The sequence below is a fragment of the Paracoccus saliphilus genome, from assembly GCF_028553805.1.
GTDB lineage: Bacteria > Pseudomonadota > Alphaproteobacteria > Rhodobacterales > Rhodobacteraceae > Paracoccus > Paracoccus saliphilus.
The window spans coordinates 3,878,914-3,899,219 of the sequence record NZ_CP067140.1; the positions used below are offsets into that span (position 1 = coordinate 3,878,914).

Annotated in this window: 16 protein-coding genes, 1 pseudogene and 1 riboswitch; of the genes and pseudogenes, 3 read left to right on the top strand and 14 right to left on the bottom strand. The window is 63.7% G+C overall.

Going from position 1 to position 20,306, the window contains the following annotated elements:
* Positions 1-4: 4 nt before the first annotated feature.
* Positions 5-1,531, top strand: a complete 1,527-nt coding sequence (murJ, locus tag JHX88_RS18585; RefSeq protein WP_076528200.1) for a murein biosynthesis integral membrane protein MurJ — start codon at positions 5-7, stop codon at positions 1,529-1,531.
* A gap of 174 nt (positions 1,532-1,705) precedes the next feature.
* On the opposite strand, the gene JHX88_RS18590 is transcribed toward murJ, so the two are convergent.
* A complete protein-coding gene (locus JHX88_RS18590) occupies positions 1,706-2,407 on the bottom strand; it encodes a rhomboid family intramembrane serine protease (RefSeq protein WP_076528198.1) in 702 nt (233 codons plus the stop codon).
* 75 nt (positions 2,408-2,482) lie between these two features.
* Between JHX88_RS18590 and trpS the strand changes: the two genes are divergently transcribed.
* The gene (gene trpS / locus JHX88_RS18595) at positions 2,483-3,517 is read left to right on the top strand and encodes a tryptophan--tRNA ligase (RefSeq protein WP_076528196.1); all 1,035 of its coding nucleotides are present in this window, start codon (positions 2,483-2,485) and stop codon (positions 3,515-3,517) included.
* A 170-nt stretch (positions 3,518-3,687) separates the two neighbouring features.
* Here trpS and gfa read toward each other — a convergent pair.
* The 12 genes and pseudogenes from gfa to thiC form a co-directional block, all read right to left on the bottom strand.
* Positions 3,688-4,263: pseudogene (gene gfa, locus JHX88_RS18600) on the bottom strand (S-(hydroxymethyl)glutathione synthase); the annotation flags it as partial.
* Between the two features lie 120 nt (positions 4,264-4,383).
* On the bottom strand, positions 4,384-4,908 hold the full coding sequence (locus JHX88_RS18605) for a CAP domain-containing protein (protein ID WP_272848103.1): 525 nt from the start codon (positions 4,906-4,908) through the stop codon (positions 4,384-4,386).
* A 50-nt stretch (positions 4,909-4,958) separates the two neighbouring features.
* The gene (locus tag JHX88_RS18610; RefSeq protein ID WP_176011498.1) at positions 4,959-5,123 is read right to left on the bottom strand and encodes a hypothetical protein; all 165 of its coding nucleotides are present in this window, start codon (positions 5,121-5,123) and stop codon (positions 4,959-4,961) included.
* Positions 5,124-5,415: 292 nt separating this feature from the next.
* Complete coding sequence (locus JHX88_RS18615) at positions 5,416-6,660, bottom strand: AGE family epimerase/isomerase (protein ID WP_076528194.1); 1,245 nt, start codon at positions 6,658-6,660, stop codon at positions 5,416-5,418.
* Between the two features lie 14 nt (positions 6,661-6,674).
* Entirely contained in the window at positions 6,675-8,999 is a 2,325-nt protein-coding gene (locus tag JHX88_RS18620; protein ID WP_076528192.1) for a Tex family protein, read from the bottom strand.
* A 60-nt stretch (positions 9,000-9,059) separates the two neighbouring features.
* On the bottom strand, positions 9,060-11,579 hold the full coding sequence (locus JHX88_RS18625; protein WP_076528190.1) for a cation:proton antiporter: 2,520 nt from the start codon (positions 11,577-11,579) through the stop codon (positions 9,060-9,062).
* A 159-nt stretch (positions 11,580-11,738) separates the two neighbouring features.
* On the bottom strand, positions 11,739-12,707 hold the full coding sequence (locus JHX88_RS18630; protein ID WP_076528188.1) for a HesA/MoeB/ThiF family protein: 969 nt from the start codon (positions 12,705-12,707) through the stop codon (positions 11,739-11,741).
* Entirely contained in the window at positions 12,694-13,305 is a 612-nt protein-coding gene (locus JHX88_RS18635; RefSeq protein ID WP_076528252.1) for a thiamine phosphate synthase, read from the bottom strand. The genes JHX88_RS18630 and JHX88_RS18635 overlap by 14 nt, the downstream gene beginning before the upstream one ends.
* Positions 13,306-13,307: 2 nt before the next feature.
* A complete protein-coding gene (locus JHX88_RS18640; protein ID WP_076528187.1) occupies positions 13,308-14,066 on the bottom strand; it encodes a thiazole synthase in 759 nt (252 codons plus the stop codon).
* 3 nt (positions 14,067-14,069) lie between these two features.
* Positions 14,070-14,267 carry a sulfur carrier protein ThiS gene (gene thiS, locus JHX88_RS18645; protein WP_076528185.1) on the bottom strand — a complete coding sequence of 66 codons (198 nt, stop codon included), beginning with the start codon at positions 14,265-14,267 and terminating at the stop codon, positions 14,070-14,072.
* The gene (locus tag JHX88_RS18650; protein ID WP_076528183.1) at positions 14,257-15,186 is read right to left on the bottom strand and encodes an FAD-dependent oxidoreductase; all 930 of its coding nucleotides are present in this window, start codon (positions 15,184-15,186) and stop codon (positions 14,257-14,259) included. The genes thiS and JHX88_RS18650 overlap by 11 nt, the downstream gene beginning before the upstream one ends.
* 53 nt (positions 15,187-15,239) lie before the next feature.
* Positions 15,240-17,063, bottom strand: a complete 1,824-nt coding sequence (thiC, locus tag JHX88_RS18655) for a phosphomethylpyrimidine synthase ThiC (RefSeq protein WP_076528181.1) — start codon at positions 17,061-17,063, stop codon at positions 15,240-15,242.
* Positions 17,064-17,160: 97 nt separating this feature from the next.
* A riboswitch (TPP riboswitch) is annotated at positions 17,161-17,284 on the bottom strand.
* A 142-nt stretch (positions 17,285-17,426) separates the two neighbouring features.
* Between thiC and JHX88_RS18660 the strand changes: the two genes are divergently transcribed.
* Positions 17,427-18,494 carry an alkene reductase gene (locus tag JHX88_RS18660; protein ID WP_076528179.1) on the top strand — a complete coding sequence of 356 codons (1,068 nt, stop codon included), beginning with the start codon at positions 17,427-17,429 and terminating at the stop codon, positions 18,492-18,494.
* Between the two features lie 118 nt (positions 18,495-18,612).
* On the opposite strand, the gene JHX88_RS18665 is transcribed toward JHX88_RS18660, so the two are convergent.
* Positions 18,613-20,247 (bottom strand): bifunctional ADP-dependent NAD(P)H-hydrate dehydratase/NAD(P)H-hydrate epimerase, encoded by a 1,635-nt coding sequence (locus tag JHX88_RS18665; RefSeq protein WP_076528177.1) that lies wholly within the window; start codon positions 20,245-20,247, stop codon positions 18,613-18,615.
* Positions 20,248-20,306 lie beyond the last annotated feature (59 nt).

Here is a 20,306-nt window from a genome sequence, read left to right on the forward strand (position 1 = left end):
GCGAATGAAATCGGGGCTGGTGCGCGGGTTCCTGTCGGTCGGGATCTGGACCTTCATTTCCCGCGTGTCGGGTTTCATCCGCGACATCCTGATCGCGGCATGGCTTGGCACCGGCCCAGTGGCCGAGGCATTCCTGATCGCCCTGTCCCTGCCCAACATGTTCCGCCGCTTTTTCGCGGAAGGCGCGTTCAATACCGCGTTCGTGCCGATCTTTTCCAAGAAACTGGAAGACCGTGCCGATGCCGAGCGATTTGCTGCCCAAGCATTTTCGGGTTTGTTCACGGTCGTTCTGGTCCTGACCGCGTTGGCGATGATCGCCATGCCGGGACTGGTCTGGCTGATGGCATCGGGTTTTGCCGGAGATGAACGCTTTGCGCTGGCCGTGGAATATGGCCGCATCACCTTTCCCTATATCCTGCTGATCTCGATGGCCTCGATGATCTCGGGCGTGCTGAACGCCAATGGCCGCTTCACCGCCGCCGCGGCAGCGCCCGTCCTGCTGAACCTGCTGTTCATCGTGGCGATGGGGCTGGGCCGTTGGCTGGGCTGGGATCTGGGGCTGACGCTGGCATGGGCCACCCCGCTGACCGGGATCTCGCAACTCGGGCTCGTCTGGTGGGACGCGCATCGCAATGGCTGGACCTTCTGGCCGCGCCGCCCACGCTTCTCGCCCGATATGCGCCGGCTCCTGGCCGTGGCCCTACCCGCCGCCTTTGCCGGGGGCGTGGTACAGCTCAACCTGCTGATCGGACGCCAGGTCGGCTCGCGTTTCGAGGGTGCTATCGGCTGGCTCGCCTTTTCCGACCGCCTCTATCAACTGCCGCTCGGCGTTGTCGGCGCGGCAGTCGCCGTGGTCCTGTTGCCGGAGCTGGCCCGCCGCCTGCGGGCCGAGGATCACGCGGGCGGTCAATCCGCCTATTCCCGCGCCACTGAATTCGGGCTGTTCCTGACCTTGCCCGCCGCCTTTGCCATCGCCGTGATCGCGGAACCGATGGTCGCGACACTATTCGAGCGGGGCGAATTCACGGCCCATGACACCAGCCAGACTGCCAAGGCGCTGATCGTCTACGCCCTTGGCCTGCCCGCTTTCGTGCTACAGAAGATCCTGCAGCCGCTCTATTTCGCGCGCGAGGATACCAGGACCCCGTTCCGCTTCGCCGCCATGTCGATGGTTGTGAACGCAGTCGTCGCCTTCGGGTTGATGTCGATGATCGGCTTCCTCGCGGCCGCGATCGGTACGACGGTCGCGGCATGGGTCATGGTCGGTCAGCTTTGGTGGGGCACCCGCAACATGGGGCAGGCTGCCCGCGCCGATGCTCGCCTGCTGCGTGCAGCCCCACGGATCGCACTGGCCGCTGCATTGATGGCCTTCGCCCTTTGGTTCATGGAGAGCTGGATCGACGCCGCGGGAATCGGCCGCATCCTTGGACTTGCGATCCTCGTCTTCGGCGGCGCCGCGATCTATTTTACCCTGGCCTTCGTCACCGGCGCCTATCGGTTGTCGGAATTGAAGGCCGCGGTTCGTCGATAGGAAAGGTCGGGGCCAAATGGAACCGGCTGCTCATTGCGCCCCGCGATGCCCGGGGGCGCTTCGCCCCGTCGCCGGGTGGTTCTCGAACCAGTGGCGCACCACCCGACGACCCCGGTGGATATTTGCATGAAGAAGAACAGACGAGGGTAAGCCCCTGCCCGTATCGTCACGACGTCACCGTTGCCGAAGCTGCCGCAAGGCCCGCGCCACCCCGCCATCGACCAGCAGGAAGCTCAACCCGAAGCCCATTGCGAAACCGGATATTTCGGCGATCCAGCCATAACCCGTGCCACCGAAGACGATACCGAAAACCAGTTGAAACAGTAGCAGCATGCCAATCAGCGTGAAGGCGCGCATCCGGTTCGCGTTCGCCGCAGCCAATCTTGTCCAGAGCAGGAAGGTAAAGGCGCCGACCAGGCCATAGATAGCAGGATAGCCGCCGATCAGCGGCGCGGGCCGTCCCGGCAGGAAGGACATCGCCACGGTATAGACCAGCGCCCCGCCAACCGCCGATCCCAGATACAGCGCGATGACCGCCCAGGGCCGGAACTCCCGCGCGACCAGATTGCCGAGCGCCAGCGTGAAGGCCAGCACAAACAAAGCCTGTACCATCGAGGAATTGACGAAGGGATAGCTTAGCAGCCGGTAAACCTGTCCCCAATCGATGGCACCCATGGCCCACATCCGTTCCACCATTTCGGGCGCATAGGCGCTCATCTGCAGCCCGGACAGACGCAGCCCCACCCCTTCGGCCCCACCGATCAGCCCGAGTCGGCCCAAGCCGAATACCGCCTCGCTGGCAATGATGGGCATCGCCAGCAGCCAAACGACGGCGGGCAGCGGGTTGATGGGTGATTCATTGGTCCCCTGGTGCATGGGCGCTCCTTCACGGTTGCGGTTGCGGCGGCCAACAGCTAAGCCAAGCTCGATGAAATGCCAAGCAGGCCAGACATGAGCGAGACAAGCAATACGCGCTTTACCCCCCGCATCTTTTCGGGGATTCAACCCTCGGGCGGGCTGACACTCGGGAATTATCTGGGCGCGTTGAAGCGTTTCGCGGCACTACAGGGCAGCGGCTCAGAGACGATCTACTGCATCGTCGACCTGCACGCGATCACCGTCTGGCAGGAGCCGGATATCCTGCGCCAGCGTATCCGCGAAGGCGCTGCGGCCTTCATGGCCTCGGGCGTCGATCCTCGACAGTCGATCCTGTTCAACCAGTCGCAGGTCAGCGCCCATGCCGAATTGGCGTGGCTGTTCAACACCGTGGCGCGGGTCGGCTGGATGTACCGGATGACCCAGTTCAAGGACAAGGCGGGCAAAAACAGCGAGAATGCCAGTCTCGGCCTGCTGGCCTATCCGGCGCTGATGGCGGCCGACATCCTGGTCTACCAGGCCACCGCCGTTCCCGTGGGCGAAGATCAGAAGCAGCATCTGGAACTGACCCGCGACATCGCCGCCAAGTTCAACCATGACTACAAGGTCGAGCATTTCCCACTGACCGAGCCTTTGATCGAAGGCGTCGCCACCCGTGTCATGTCGCTACGCGACGGCTCGAAGAAGATGTCCAAATCCGATCCGTCGGATGCCAGCCGTATCAACCTGACTGACGATGCCGATGCCATCGCGCAAAAGATCCGCAAGGCCCGCACCGATGCCGAGCCATTGCCCGGCAGCATCGAGGGCCTCAAGGATCGTCCCGAGGCGCGGAATCTGGTCAATATCTTTGCTGCCCTCGCGGATCAGACCCCAGACCAGGTTCTCGCCCGGTTCGAAGGGCAGGGCTTTGGCGCATTCAAGCCTGCGTTGGCGGAAGTCGCCGTCGAGGCGCTTTCACCGATCACCCGCAAGATGAGCGAATTCATGGACGATCCGGCCGAGATCGACCGGATCCTGGGCGATGGCGCTAACCGCGCGGATGAACTGGCAACCCCGATTCTCGAACGCACGAAAGAGATCATGGGCCTCCTGCGCAGCCGCGCCTGATCCTTTTAGCGGCCGCCTCCGAACAAGCGATTCAAAAGCTTGCTGAAGATCGAACCGGTTTCGGCAGGCTGCGGCGCGCTGGCCGCGGCTGCGCCTTGCGTTGCACTTGACCCTGCCGCCTCCTCGCTCTGAGCCGTGGCAGGCGGCTCTTCTCGCGGCGCGGCTCTACTGACGACACCAGAGCTTTTCGCCACATGCGATGCGATCGCGTCCATCAGCGGCGGCGACAATGTGTCAAAAGGGTGCAGGCCCAACTCGCGCAGGCGCGCCCGAATGCCGTCCATCCGCGACGGGTCTACCCCGGACTCGATGACCGAGCTGACAAAAGCCGCGAATTCCGGCGCTGACCAGCCATCCTCGGATGACAGTTCCGTATGCACGAAATCCAGACCGTGAAACGGATGATCCGTGTTCTCGATCCGACCATACATATGCACGCCGCAATCCCGACAGCGGTGCCGCTGAATCGGTGCGTCGGCATTCACGATTTCCAGCTTGTCTTCGTTTTCGATCACCTCGACCGCGTCTCGCGAGACGACGGCGATCTGGCTGAAGACCGCCCCTTCCGGTTTCCAGCATTTGGTGCAGCCGCAAACATGGTTATGCGCCGTTTGGGCATTGATGCGAACTTTGACCGGATTGGTGCTGCAATGACAACTCAGGACTCCGCCCGAAAAATTCGAGTCGGTTTGCTTGATGCCGTTATCAACGGCGGGATGAATCATCACCCCATCTGTATTCGCCATGGTCCTCTCCTCCGATGACCGAGCATGGCATAGCGTCGCGCAGACGGGAAGAGTCGGCAAGTCAGCGGAAAGTGGCAGCATCCCGAAGCTGATAATGACGCTGGAAAAACTAAATAACGGTTATCCGGGCGCCGCGTAAACCGCTGACCAATAGTGTGTCTTCCCGTCCGAGCCAATCGCCTGCCCGATTCCGAAATCCCGCAGCTGAGGGATCATGATATTGTCGATATGCCCCCCTGAACCGGCCCAGATCCGCAGAACCTGATCCCGCTCATATGGGCCCGCTGCGATATTCTCGGCCGTCATGCTCGGCCTGTACCCCCGGGCTTTCACACGGTCACCCGGACCGCTGGTCGTATTGCCGCGATGGCTCATGCGCCCCCGCTTGGCCATATCGCAGGCATGTCCGGCCGCCACCTCGGCCAGCACCATGCTGGGACGGAGCGGTGGCAGTCCGCCGCGACCACGGGTCGCGTTAGTGGATTGCACCGCCGCGCCGTTCATCTCCGCCGTGGTTCCAAGGCAAGTCACCTCTCCCCGCAGGCTTTCCCTTGGCGCGGAACCATCCGGGACAACCGTCCCGGCGCATGCGCCAAGTGCCACGCAGCACAGTGCCGCCAACGACGACCTGCCTGACGGGCTCATCCCCCTCCATGAGCAAGGGAAATATACCGCGAGACAAGACCTGTCATCCGTCACAGTGGCCTGTTCACGGCGAGAAAGGCAATCGCGACCCACAGCCAAATTGCGGCTGCGAATACGCCAAGCGTCAACAACAGGAAGCGGGGCAGACCCTGGCGGTCCCACCCTGCCAGCAATGCGGCGATCACCGCGATGGGAAGTAAAAACAGAATAGGCATCTGCGCAGGATACCCCGTGAAGTTGTGAAACGGCAGTAGGTTGATTTCACTATGGCCGGATGTTGCGCAAAGCCCACGCCAGGGTGAGCAGCCTTTTGCTGGAGCCGATGCGAGACGGAGTAGCTATCGGAATTCATGTCCTGCGAAGCCCGGGGTTCCACCCCGGACCCCGGGGATATTTTCATGAATGAGAAATGGCAGATCGAGACCGAACCGCGGCGAGCAGAGCAATGTCCGCATCGGCAAGCGAACCGCCGCGCAACAAGCGCAAAGACCGGGGTATACCTACCCGTCAGGCTAACGGCCGGGTTTCACTCAACGCCTCTGCCGTGCGCGACAGCCCGGGTGCCAATGGCAGCAGATCAGCCTGCAAGGCGTGGTAGATATCCGGCTTGCCCGCGAATTGCGTCGCTGCAGGACGATTGTCTTCACCCAGTTCGGGGAACCAGCCGCCGCGTGAATGATCGATCAGGCAAGAATCGGCAAATTGCCAGAGCCGCCGATACCAGGTTTCATCGCTGTCCCGGCGCTCCAGCTTGCTCAGCGCGGCCAGTGCCCCGATGGCTTCGGTCACCGGCCACCAGTAGCGGGCCGGATTATCGACCTCTCCGCCGAATTTCAGCGTGTAGGCGAAGCCCTGCCTTTCCTCGTTCCAGGCATCCGCCAGGGCACGTTCGACCAGCGCGCGTGCATGCGTGGGCATCTCGGCATCCGGCCGTCCCGCCAGATCCCAGTATTGCAGTAGCAACCGCGCCATCTCGAAGGAATGACCCGGAGTGGTTCCGGCAGGCCGGAACATCGGATTTCCCGCATATCCACGATCGGGTTGCCAGTTCTCGTCGTAATGCTCGGGGATGCGCCAGTTCTCATTCGCTGCCTGTCCGGCGATGAAAAAGTTCAGGATACGACCGGCGCGGGCCAGATACTCCCCCTCTCCCGTTGCCTCATGAGCGGTCAGCAGCGCCTCGACACCATGCATATTGGCGTTCATGCCGCGATAGGTCGAAAAGGGCTGCCAGTCGCGGGTGAACTCGTCGCGGAACAGCCCGTGCTCCTCGTCCCAGTAATGCCGGTTCAGCACTTCGGCGATGTCGGCCAGCAACCGGTCGGCATCCGGGTGGCCCGCCATTTTCGCGCTGGACGCGGCCAGCAGCACGAAGACATGGCCATAGGCCAGCTTGGTGCCATCGGTCACGCCATCGCCATCGACCGCCCATAGATAACCGCCATGCTGCCTGTCACGATGCCCCTGCCACAGATAGGCCATTCCCTGATCGATGATCCTGGCACGGTCCTTTCGCCCAGCCATCTGCGCAAGCGCATAGGAATGCACCAGCCGGGTGGTCACATGCAATTCCCGCACGCCTCCGGCCAGAGGCTTGCCTGCCAGATCCAGCGTATGGAAACCGTCGGTTTCGCGCGGGCTGGCATCGAAGAAATCCAGCGCCCACCGCGCATCCCGCACCAGGTAAGCGCGGTGCTTCTCGTCTTCCAGCCAGCAGCCCGAAGCTGCGATATCACCGGGGCCGTCTGTCATCTCTTCCTCCAGATTCAGCGTTTACGCATGGCGTCCATCAGCGCGGCTCCGAAAGACCCCTGCCCGCCATCGCCTTGCGTTGCAGCTTTGCCGCCCTTGGACCTGCCCTGTCCCGTCTTGACTTTTTGCGCGGGCTTGCCCTTTTGTCCCGGATCACGGCGTTCCGTCGGGGCGCCGCCGTCCTTGCGCATCGTCAGCCCGATCCGCTTGCGGGGGATATCCACCTCGGTCACCCGCACCTTCACCACGTCGCCGACTTTGACGACCTCTCCCGGATCCTTGACGAAACGATCGGCAAGCTGGCTGATATGCACCAGCCCGTCCTGATGCACGCCGATATCGACGAACGCCCCGAAGGCCGCAACATTGGTCACCGTGCCCTCCAGCGACATGCCGGGACGCAGGTCCTTGATATCCTCGATCCCATCCGCGAATGACGCAGTGACAAAGCTGGGACGCGGATCCCGCCCCGGCTTTTCCAACTCGGTCAGAATGTCGCGGATGGTAGGCAGGCCGAAATGCGCATCCACGAAATCCTCGGCCCTGAGGCCCTTCAGCGCCGAGCCGTCGCCCATGATCGCGCGAATATCACGACCGCAAGCCTTCACGATCCGGCGCGCCACGCCATAAGCCTCGGGGTGGACCGCCGAAGCATCCAACGGCTCGTCGCCCTCGCGGATACGCAGGAAGCCGGCGCATTGCTCATAGGCGCGGGGACCAAGGCCCGTCACATCCTTCAGCGCCGCACGCGAGCGGAACGCGCCATTGCCGTCGCGATGCGCCACGACCGATTCGGCAAGACGCGGCCCCAACCCGGCCACATGCGCGAGCAACGCGCTCGACGCCGTGTTCAGGTCGACGCCGACCGCGTTCACTGCGTCCTCGACAACCGCTTCCAGCGCCTTGGTCAACTGCCGCTGGTCCACGTCATGCTGATACTGCCCGACGCCGATCGATTCAGGCGGCACCTTGACCAGTTCCGCCAGCGGATCCTGCAAGCGGCGTGCAATCGAGACCGCACCACGCAGCGACACGTCCAGGTCAGGGAATTCCTTGGCAGCCAGTTCAGAGGCCGAATAGACCGAGGCCCCCGCTTCGGACACAACCACTTTCGTCGGGGCATTCACCCCCTTGGGCAGACGCTTCAACACATCGGCAACCAGCCGTTCGGTCTCACGGCTGGCGGTGCCGTTGCCGATGGCGATCAAATCCACATCGTGGCGCGAGATCAGCGCCAACAGAGTAGCCTCTGCCCCCGCAACATCTTTCTTGGGCGGAAAGGGATACAGAGTCGCGGTGTCCAGCAGCTTGCCGGTCGCATCGATCACCGCCAGCTTGACGCCGGTGCGGATCCCGGGATCAAGCCCGATAGTCGCCTTGGCGCCGGCAGGCGCGGCCAGCAGCAAATCCCGCAGGTTGCGGCCGAAGACCCGGATCGCCTCGTCATGGGCGCGGTGCCGCAATTCGGTCAACAGGTCGATATACATGGTGTTGGACAATCGCACCCGCCAGGTCCATCCCGCGACCTGCCGCAGCCATTGATCGCCCGGCTGATCGCCCAGCTTACCCATGGCCTGCACGACGATTCCTTCGGCTCGCACTGCCCCCGCCTCGGGATCGGGAGCGATGTCGATGGTCACGACCTCTTCCTTGGCGGCCCGCAGGATGGCCAAGGCCCGGTGCGCGGGTATATCGGCCCATTTCTCGCGATGGTCGAAGTAATCCGAGAACTTTGCCCCCACCTCTTCCTTGCCCGTCACAACCTTGGCCGCGATAAAGGCCTCGGTCCGCATGAATTCGCGCAAGGCCCCCAACAGCGCGGCATTCTCGGACAGTTCCTCGACCAGAATGTCGCGCGCGCCGTTCAGCGCCATTTTCACATCCGGCACCGCCTCGGTCACATAGCTCTGTGCCAATTCCTGCGGATCTGCGCCGCGTTCGTCCTGAATCGCGCGCAGCAGGGGTTCCAGTCCGTTCTCGCGGGCTATCATCGCCTTGGTGCGGCGCTTGGGCTTGAAGGGCAGGTAAATATCCTCGAGCGCGGCCTTGGTCCCGGCTCCGGCGATGGCGCGGGCCAGTTCGTCGGTCAGCTTGCCCTGCTCGCGGATCGAACCGAGGATCGTTTCGCGTCGCGCCTCCATCTCGCGCAGATAACCCAAACGGTCGGCCAGGTTCCGCAGTTGCGTATCATCCAGCCCGCCCGTCACCTCCTTGCGGTAACGCGCCACGAAGGGGACTGTCGCGCCCCCATCCAGAAGCTCGGCCGCCGCCGTCACCTGCGCGGGACTGGCGTTGATCTCGGTCGCGATGAGGCGAGCGATGCGTTGGGTTGAGTCCATATGGTCCTCTCTCATTCCGGGATCGAACTCTTAGCGTTGCCAAGCATTCGCGCCAAGCATCTAATCAAGCTGCAGCTCCGGCAGCTTCGCCGCCTCCTCCTGCAAGACCTTGCCGCCGACACTGTCACGCACCGCCTTCCGCAGGGCACGGGAGCGTTTCAGCACCCGGCGAAAGCTGGTCTCGTTGAGTTCCAGCAGGCTGGTCGGCGTGATCGCGGTGACTTCGGCCCTGCGTGGCTTTCCGGTCAGAACCCCGATCTGCCCGAACATGTCGCCACGGCCAAGGCGGGTGGTTTGACCGGCAACCTCCTGTTCGACAGCGCCCGAGGCCACGAAAAACACGCTGCGGGAAGGACTGTCCTTGCGCGAGATGACCTTGCCCGCATTGACATAGCGGGTGCGCAAGGCGCGGCCAAGGCGTCGCAGCTCGGCCTCGTCCAGATCGGCAAAAAGCGGGAACTGCCGCACCAGCTCCTCCTTGCGAAGTGCGAGGTCCAGATGCGGACGCCCCTCGGATTCGGTACGTCGGCGACCGATATCCTGCATCAAGGCGGTGTGCAGCTCCGCTCCGATCAACCCATCCTCGCGCATGGCATTGTATTCACGCTCTTCCAGCCGCAGGGCCGTGCGACGGATGAACCGGCGCTCCAGCTTCTCGGCATAGCCGGGATATTGCAGCCTCAGCCCCTCGATTGCCGTGCCTACGGCCTCGACCCGGCGGTTCAACAACTCATGCAGCAATTCCGCCACCCGTTTGCCGTGAATGCGGCGAATACGGTGATCAATGAAACCGTGCAAATCTCGCAGGATCAGCCGTTTGGCCAAAAGCATCTCGAACCGGTCAGCAGTCATCCGTGCCAAGGGCCGTGCGATCCGCAGCCGGTTACGCAGGAACGCCGCCAGCCGGAAATCCTTGCCGTAGCGCAGATTACGCCTTGCAGCCCGCTGATAACCCGTGCGCCCGCCCGTCCGCGCCGCCTCTATCAGCCTGTCGGCGTCAAACAGCATCTGCTCGGACAGCCGTGCACTGATGGCACGTTCGCGGAAGCGTTCGAGGATCACTTCGCGTTCATATCCCGCCAGTGCGATCAACCCTAAGGTGATACGGTCGCGGTCAAGGATCTCGGTGTTGTCCTCGGCTTCCGCCCGCTCTACCGCTTCGTCCAGCCGTTCCGCAAAACGCTTGGCCTCGGAGCGGACGGTTTCTCGGGTCAGTTTGTAGTTTTCGGCGGTCTCGGCAACCTCTTCGCGCACTGTCTGCAAGGAAACTGCGATGACCTGGTTCGACAGCGCCACGTCGAGGGGAGACAACTTGTCCAACCCCAGCTTGCCGATCACCCAACGTAAACTCGTGCCCTGCACCAGCAGCGTGAAGAGGGTAAAGCCGGTCGCCAGGATACCCACCAGCCGCTTGGTCTCGACCGGCACACGCAAGCTTTCCGTCACCGCCAGCGCCAGCGCCAATGTAACCGCCCCGCGCAGACCGCCCCAAAGGATCGCACTGCGATAGCGCCTGTCCACATGCGGCGAGACACCCAGAACCGACAGAAGCGGCATCAGCCCGAACAGCACGACGGCACGGGCGAATGTGGCCGCCCCGATAACCACCAGCACCAAGGCAAAATCACCGGGCCGCACCTCGCCCAGAAGACGGGGAATCAACAGCGCAGCGAGGATAAAGATCAGCGCCCCGGCCCAATGCGCCAGCAGGTCCCAGACCTCGCGCAGATTGGTCCAGAAGGCGGGTGAAAGCCGTCCCGGCCCGATGATATTCATGGTCAGTCCAGCGACCACCACCCCGATCACGCCCGAAGCGCCGAAAAGCTGTTCCGAGATGATATAGGCCAGATAGGGCACCGCGACCGATACCGAAATCTGCGCCAGCTCGAAGCGCGCGAACAATGCCATCATGGCAACGGCAATGCGCGCGGTCAGCCATCCTGCGGCAGTGCCGCCGACGAACAGCATGGGAAAACTGCGGATCGCGTCGCCCAGCCCCGGATCGGGCAGCCCGAGCATGACGAACCCCATGAACAGGCCAAACAACGCGATGGCCGCCGCATCGTTCAGCAGGCTCTCGCCCTCGATGATCCGCGCCAGTCGGCGCGGAGCGGACAGCGACCGGAAGATCCCTACTACGGCGGAAGGGTCTGTGGTCGACACGATCGAGCCAATCAGCAGACAGACCACCAACGGCAGCCCGCTGACCCAGGAGAGGGCATAGCCGATGGTCACCGTGGCGACGAAAACCGCCACCACCGCCAATGTGAGAATCGGCACCCAGTCATCCAGCATCCGCCGGACATTCATCCCCAATGTGGCCTGAAAGATCAGCGTGGGCAGGAAGACATAGAGAAACACGTTCGATCGGATCGGCAGCCCCAGGATCGCCTCGGCCACCGGATTCAGCGCATCGGTCAGCTCTGTGCGCAGGAAAAAGATCGCCCCCGCGCCGATCATCGTGCCGAGAACGGCAAGGATCACACTGTAAGGCAGCGATAATCGCGCCGCCAACGGTTCCGCGAGGCCGATGACAACGAAGAGCGATGCCGCGATGGTGGTCAAAAGAACGATGTCCATATCCCTGCGATAGCGGGAAAAACCCGGGCAGGGAATATCACGGAGCACTTGGGAGGGCGGATATTTTGAAATCTGCCTTGCATCGAGGCGTGTCAGGCGAACCCCGGAGGGATTGATACCCGGCCCTATAGGTATCGCCAGACAATATTATTCTGGGCGTCAGCTAATCCCGGCTGCCAGCAACGCCAGGTCTCGATGGCCACGCCCGGCCAGTTCCGTTGCCGCACCCCATGCGCGCATACCGCTGCGGCAGCACAGCACCACACGCCGCCCGGCCGGAGGTTGCCACGCGGACATGGCTTCGGGCAGCAGGCGCAGGGCACCGGTCGTGACAGCACGCGGAGCCTCGCTTTCCGGGCGTAGCTCTACCACGCAATCGGCGTCGCGCAGATCACTCCGTGAGATGAAAGGCAGCGCCGGGCCGTCGGGTTCCGGGGCGTCGTCGAAGCGAAAGCCGCCAAATCGCCACCCTGCCAGATCGACCGTCACCGCCTGCCCGATGGGCGAAGGCTCCATTCGCAGCAGGACGGACATCGCCATCTGCGCCTGCAACGCCCCCATCACTGCGACCGCCGGCCCCATTACGCCTGCCGTCGCACAGTTTTGTGCCCGCTGCGGCAGATCCGGGAACAATGCCCGCAAGCTTGGGCCGGTGCCGCAGAAACCGCCCATATATCCCTGCCGCCCAAGCACCGAGGCAGCGATCAGTGGCAGCCTGCGGCTCATGCAGGCATCCGAAAGGATATAGCTCACCGCAAAGCTGTCCGCCGCATCAATGACCAGATCGGCACCCTCAAGCATTGCGCCGACCGTGACCGGGTCCAGCCACCCGTGGATTGCCTCGATCGCGATTTCCGGGTTCAGCGCCATGGCCTCGCGTGCAGCGCAATCGGCTTTAGGCTTGCCGATATCGGCATTGCGAAACAGCGTCTGGCGATGAAGGTTGCTCTCATCGACGCAATCGCCATCCACGATCCGCAACCGCCCCACTCCGGCCCCGGCCAGCGCCGGGATCACGGTCGCGCCCAAGCCCCCGGCACCGACGATCAGCACATCGGCAGCGGCCAGCCGTGCCTGCCCCTCTGCCCCAATTTCAGGCAGGATCATCTGGCGATCATAACGGGACATGAGCACCCTCCCGCGTGGCCGCGATCCATTCCCGGCAGCGCGCCTCGGGATCGGGGGCCGTCTGAATGTCGGTCACCACGGCCGCGCTGTCCGCGCCCGCAGCAAAAACACCGGGCAGGCGCTCGGGTGTGAGTCCGCCGATGGCAACCAGTGGCACATCACCCACCCGGCGCTTCCAGCCACGGACACGGTCCAACCCCTGCGGACCCCATTTCATCTTTTTCAACAACGTCGGATAAACCGGCCCAAGAGCGACATATTCCGGGCCGAAGGACAGCGCGCGATCCAGTTCCACTTCATCATGCGTGGACAAGCCAAAGCGCACGCCTCCCCGCCGAAGCGCGTCAAAATCGGCGTCGTCCATATCCTCTTGTCCCAGATGAACGAAATCCACGCGCATATCCAATGCCAGTTGCCAGAAATCGTTCAGCACCAGCTGCGCCCCATGCGCCGCGCAGCAATCGCGGGCCCGCGCCACCTGATCGCGCAGAGCAGCGCCCTCGGCGTCCTTGACCCGCAACTGCACCAGTCGCACGCCCAGAGGCACCAACCGCTCCAACAGATCGGCATTCGCAGTGATGAGATAAAACCGGTCCAGCGTCATGACAGCGCCGCCATGCCGAAAATCGGGGTTGAGGCCACCGCCATATCGCGCTGCCCCATCAACCCGGCCTCATGTGCCAGTCGCCCGGCCTCGACCGCCCCGGCAAAAGCCCGGGCCATTGTCACTGGATCGCCTGCCTTGGCCACGGCAGTGTTCAGCAGCACCGCATCAAAACCCATCTCCATCGCCTTTGCCGCCTGCGACGGTGCGCCCAAGCCCGCATCGATCACCAGCGGAATATCCGGGAAATGTGCCCGCATCGTGCACAGCGCATCCTCGTGCCGCAGCCCCTGCCCCGAGCCGATCGGCGCGCCCCATGGCATCAGCACCCTGCACCCGGCCTCGACCAGCTTCTCGCCCAGGATCAGGTCCTCGGTCGTGTAGGGAAACACCTCGAAGCCATCGGCACACAGGATTCGCGCCGCCTCTACCAGCGCGAATGGATCGGGTTGTAGCGTATCGGCATGGCCGATCACCTCCAACTTGATCCAGTTGGTGTCGAACAGCTCGCGCGCCATCTGCGCCGTGGTGATCGCCTCGCGAGCGCTATGGCAGCCCGCCGTATTGGGCAAAAGCCGGCAACCGCTGGTCTTGATCAGGTCGCGGAACCCCGCGCCCCCCGCCCCTTCCCGGCGCAGGCTGACGGTGATGATCTCTGCCTGCGAGGCGGCAATCGCATCGCTCAGCACCTTGGGCGAGGGATATTGCGCGGTCCCCAGCATCAGCCGCGATTTCGGAGTGATCCCGTAAAACATCGCTCAGCCCCCTTGCATCGGTGACAGCACTTCGATCCGGGCGCCCTCGGTCAGTGCCTTTCCATCCCGCATGCCGCGCGGCACGAATTCGCCGTTCACCGCGGTTGCGACCGAGGGCGCTGCAAGGCCCCGCTCTTCGATCAGTTGGGACAGTGTGGCGGCGGAGGTCTCGACCTGCTCGCCATTCAGTTCAACTCGCATCTCGCATCTCCATCTGCAGGCGATCCGCCAGGGCTTCGGCCAGAGCCGGAGCCATCAGGAAACCGTGGCGATACATGCCGTTGACATGGATACGCCCGCCTTCCTCGCGGATCGCAGGAATATTGTCGGGGAACGCCGGACGCAGCCCTGCGCCCGCTTCGACCAACCGCGCCTCGGCAAAGCCGGGATGCAGGGTATAGGCGGCAGACAGCAGTTCCATGATCGCACGGGCAGTGATCGGGTCGGGATCGTCGGTCTCGACCATCGTCGCGCCGATCATGTAGCGCCCCTGCCCGCGTGGCACGACATAACAGGGAAAGCGCGGATGCAGAAGCCGGACCGTTCGGGTCAGCTCCAGTTCCGGCGCCTCGACGATCAGCATTTCGCCCCTGACCCCGCGCAAATCGGGCAGCAGATCGCGCGCGGCCATCCCCCGGCAATCGATCACCCGCCCGCGCGCCTCTCCCCGCCGGATTGGCACGCCCTCGCCGGTCAAGCGGTCCCGCAGGGCGGTCATGGCAGCGCGCGGGTCCAGATGTGCCTCTTCGGCAAAGAGCAGCCCGCGCACAAACCGACCCTGAAGATCCGGCTCCAGCTTGCCCGGATCGGTCCCCACATGCCCCGTTGTCATCCGCGCGTAGCGATCCAACTCCGCGCCATCGCGTGGCGGAGCCACGACTAATGTGCCGCGCCTGACCACACCCGGCACTCGCGCCGCCCACCAATCGGCGGCGCCTGCACCGGCGCTGACGACCTCGGGCGGCGCGGATTCGCCTTCGCATCCCGGCGCAAGCATCCCCCCGGCCCAATGCGAGGCCGGGGTTGCATCATCCGTCAGAATCTCGACGGGCAGGCCCCGCTCGGCCAAAACGGTCGCGACGCAAAGGCCCGCTACACCGGAGCCGATGACTGAAAACATCAGTCAGTCCCCCCGCACGAACAGGCACCGCGGGAAGATTTTGAAGGAAAGAGTCATCCCTCGACCTTCTCGACGTCTTCGACCGGCATGTAGAGATCACCGCCCTCGCGATATTTCCCGGCCATTTCTTCCATGCCCTTGGCGCGCGCATCGGCGCGGATGTCATGGCTGATCTTCATCGAGCAGAATTTCGGCCCGCACATCGAACAGAAATGCGCCACCTTATGGGCCTCTTTCGGCAGGGTCTGGTCGTGGAAGTCACGCGCGGTATCGGGATCGAGCGAAAGGTTGAACTGATCCTCCCACCGGAACTCGAACCGGGCGCGGGACAGCGCATCGTCGCGCAGCTTGGCCGCCGGGTGGCCCTTGGCCAGATCGGCGGCATGGGCGGCAATCTTGTAGGTAATCACGCCGGTCTTCACGTCATCACGGTCAGGCAGGCCCAGATGCTCCTTGGGTGTGACATAGCACAGCATCGCCGTGCCGAACCAACCGATCATCGCCGCACCGATGGCGCTGGTGATATGGTCATATCCCGGCGCGATGTCCGTCGTCAGCGGCCCAAGCGTGTAGAAAGGCGCCTCGCCGCAATGGGTCAGCTGCTTGTCCATGTTCTCCTTGATCTTGTGCATCGGCACATGGCCGGGGCCCTCGATCATGACCTGGCAGTCTTTTTCCCACGCGATCTGCGTCAACTCGCCCAGGGTTTCCAGCTCGGCGAATTGCGCTGCGTCATTGGCATCCGCGATAGAGCCGGGGCGCAACCCGTCGCCAAGGCTGAAGCTGACATCATAGGCGCGCATGATGTCGCAGATCTCGTCGAAATGCTCATACAGGAATGACTCGCGGTGGTGATGCAGGCACCATTTCGCCATGATCGAGCCGCCACGGCTGACGATCCCCGTCACCCGCTCGGCAGTCAGGTGGATGAAGGGCAGCCGCACACCGGCATGGATGGTGAAATAATCCACCCCCTGCTCGGCCTGCTCAATCAGCGTGTCACGGAACACCTCCCATGACAGGTCCTCGGCCACCCCGTTCACCTTCTCCAGCGCCTGATAGATCGGCACGGTGCCGATCGGCACAGGGCTGTTGCGGATGATCCAGTCGCGGATATTGTGGATGTTGCGCCCAGTAGACAGGTCCATGACCGTATCGGCGCCCCAACGGATCGCCCAGACCATCTTCTCGACCTCTTCCTCCATCGAGGAGGTGACCGCCGAATTGCCGATATTGGCGTTGATCTTGACCAAGAAGTTGCGGCCGATGGCCATCGGCTCGATCTCGGGATGGTTGATATTGGCGGGGATGATTGCGCGGCCCGAGGCTATTTCCTGCCGCACGAATTCCGGCGTGACGTGATCGGGAATGGCTGCGCCCCAGTCATTTCCGTCGCGGACCAGCTTTTCCTTCGCCGCTTTCCGGCCAAGGTTCTCACGGATGGCGACGAATTCCATCTCTGGCGTAACGATACCGGCGCGGGCATAGGCCATCTGCGTCACCGCCCCGCTTTTCGCCCTGAGCGGTTCATGCCGCAGCGGGAATCCCGGCACCAGCCGCTCACCCGTGGCAAAGCCGTTATCCTCGGGCTTGACCACGCGGCCATCGTAACGCTCGACATCCCCGCGTCCGGTGATCCAGTCCTCGCGCAGGCGCGGCAATCCCTTGGCGATATCGATCACCGCCTGCGGATCGGTATAGGGCCCCGAGCTGTCATATACACTCATCGGCGGCTCCATGGCCGAGGGGTGCAGCTCGATCTCGCGCATCGGCACGCGGATATCGGGATGCATCTCTCCCGGATGCCAGGCCTTGCGCGAGGCGGGCAGAGGTCCGGTGGTGATTTCAGGTGCGGCGGGCTGGCTGTGCTTATTCATGGCGTCTCCTCAAGCATCACTCGAAAAGACCCAGAATGATGGTTGAGGCAGAAAGCGACCGAACTGCGGTCCTTGCGGGGCCGCCACGGCCCAAAGAGCGGATGCCCTTCGGTCTTCCTACGCCAGTATCAACTGGGTCAGGTTCAAAGGGTCGCTGCACCGTGACTCGCGTCACCAATCAGCCTCTCAGTCCCTCGGGCGGGACTCCCCTGACGTGACGCAACGTCACAAACACGACAGGACTTGTCAAGCGCGGCTTTGCGCGACGCGGGAAGCGGATATGCGCAGCAGCACGTTGAAAGCCCTTCCCGGCGGGCACAGTTCATATCGGCAAAGCATTTCGTCACGATGAAAGGACGTTCGATGGCTTCCCTTTTCGATCCGTTGCAACTGGGCCCGCTGCGCCTGAGGAACCGCGTCATCATGGCCCCGCTGACCCGCAGCCGTGCCGGTGCCAAACGTGTCCCCAATGCGCTGATGGCCGAATATTACCGCCAGCGTGCCGGAGCCGGACTGATCCTGTCCGAGGCAACCAGCGTCACCCCGATGGGCGTCGGCTATGCCGACACGCCCGGCATCTGGAACGAAGAACAGGTCGAGGGCTGGAAGGCTGTCACCAGCGCAGTGCACGAGGCGGGCGGGACGATTTTCCTGCAGCTCTGGCATGTCGGACGCATCTCTCATCCGATGTTCCTGGACGGAGAGCTTCCCGTCGCGCCAAGTGCCATCCAGCCCGCGGGCCATGTCAGCCTGGTGCGTCCGAAAACCGCCTATGTGACGCCACGTGCGCTGGAAACCGATGAAATCCCTGGCATCGTCGAGGCCTATCGCCAGGGCGCCGAGAACGCCAAACGCGCCGGTTTCGATGGGGTCGAAATCCATGCCGCCAATGGCTACCTCATCGACCAGTTCCTGCAGGATCGCAGCAACAAACGGAGCGACCGCTATGGTGGTTCGATCGAGAACCGGGTGCGACTGCTGAACGAGATCACCGATGCGGTGATCGATGTCTGGGGCGCGAAGCGCGTGGGCGTGCATCTGGCGCCACGTGGGGACAGTCATGACCTGGGCGACAGCGATCCCGCCGCCCTGTTCACGCAAGTCGCCCGCGACATGGCGGCTCGCGGCGTGGCATTCCTCGCCCTGCGAGAGCGGATCGCCGAAGACAGCCTTCTGCCCAAGATCAAGCAGGCTTTCGGCGGCGTGGTCATCGCCAATGAAGGCCTGACCCGTGAAAGCGCCTCGCAATTGTTGGCAGAGGGTCATGCCGACGCCGCCGCCTTCGGGCGCGACTTCATCACGACGCCCGACCTGTCCGAGCGGTTTCGCAAGGGCCTGACGCTGAACGAGGCGAGGCCGGACAGCTTCTATGCCGGCGGAGCGGAAGGCTATACCGATTACCCGGTCGCGGAATCGATCGCCGCAGAGTAAGAACCGCCTCCTGCGCCTGCCACCCCGGTGGGCGCAGTCGGGCATTAAGATTACCTCTATGCCGGAAACCGTGATCGGTGCATGGGCCGACCAGAAATCAGGCGAAATCTGCCCCGGCCTAGAGTCCAAGTTCCCGGAACAGAAAGGGCAATTGTTCGGGCAGATCGTCGGCAATCAGACCGGGGCCAAAGCGTCGGGCAGCCTTGGCGTGGATCGCGACACCAAGCGCGGCTGCTTCGAATGCCGCGATCCCGCGCGCCAGGAATCCGACGATCAATCCGGCGAGGACATCGCCCGTCCCTGCCGTGGCCAGCCATGGTACATCACTGGCCGAATGGATATATGCCTGCCCGTCGGGCGCGGCGATCACCGTGTCGGGGCCTTTCAGAAGCACGACCGCACCGCAGCGCCTCGCCGCCTCGCGCAATGCGTCGACGCGGGAAAAGGCGGGGCCGCGCCGGGGCGTCTCGGCCAGCCGTCCGGCGAGATCGGGAAAGAGCCGTGCGAATTCTCCGGCATGGGGCGTCAGAACGCAGTTATCCGAAAGCCCCTCCGGCCAATGCGGCGCCTGTGCCAACGCCGTCAGCGCGTCGGCATCCAGCACGCAGGGTCGGGCGTGATCCAGCACGACCGGCAGCAAGCTTGCCGCTCGGTCCACACCACAGCCGGGACCAAGGCAGAGCCCGGCAACGCGCGGATCCGTCAGCATCGCCCGCACCTGCCCGGCATCGTCCAATTTGCGCCGCATCAGCGCGTCGGGCGGTCCCGCATGTTCCGCCATGGCGGCGGAGGGCGGGCAGAGCGTCACCAAACCGGCCCCGCCACGCAGCGCAGCCCGCGCGGCCAGCCTCGCCGCTCCGCCATGCCCTGCAGGACCAGCCACCACCAGCGCATGCCCATGGCTGTATTTGTGCCCGGCGGGATGTCCCGCAGAACCCCCCTTGCCCAAGGCAATCCGGGCGCGCGTGCTGAAATCGCCCATGCGGCTGTCCCGGACGGGAAACTCCGGCCAGATGGCGCCAAGCATGGGCGAACGCCTCGCATTCGCCGCCTGATCCACTTGCCTTTCGCGCCAATGCCGCAATCCGATATCTGCGATTACCAGCTTGCCACAGGCAGCGGGGCCCCGCTGCAGGAGATGTCCGGGCTTGGGGCTGTCGAAGGCGACCGTCAAAGTGGCGTTCAGCGGCATCGGGTCCGCATCATCCCCCAGGCCGGAATGCAACCAGACCCCGCTATCCATGCAGAGGCCCGAGGGACAATCGACGGTGACAAGACGCGGGCGCCCATCGCCATTGGCCGTCATCTGGCCGAGGCGACGCAGGACCGCCGCAATCTCGCCCTCTGGTGGACGGGTCAGGCCGGTGCCGAAAATCGCGTCGATACAAATATCGCTGTCGGGAATCCGCCGCAGTTCGCCTTCGGTCAGCGGCGCGATGGGGCCGATCCGTTTCCAGCGGCGTTTCATCTCGGCAGCATCCGGGCCCGGAATATTATCCACCCCCAGGACATGCAAATGCCAACCCGCTTGCGCCAGCAGCCGGGCGATCACATAACCGTCGCCGCCATTATTGCCCGGCCCGCACAGGATCGTCGCGCTTCCCGGCTTGGGCCAGCGCAGGCGAATCTGTCCTGCCACAGCCGCGCCTGCCCGCTCCATCAGCGTCAACCCGGTCACTTCGCCGCTCTCCATGGCGGCGGATTCGATGGCGCGCATTTGGGCGGTGGTGAGAATTTCAGTGCCAAATAGCATCGCATCTGCCTATATTGAGGGCATTATGCCTAAAAAATAGCCATACAAGCCCAGAGCGC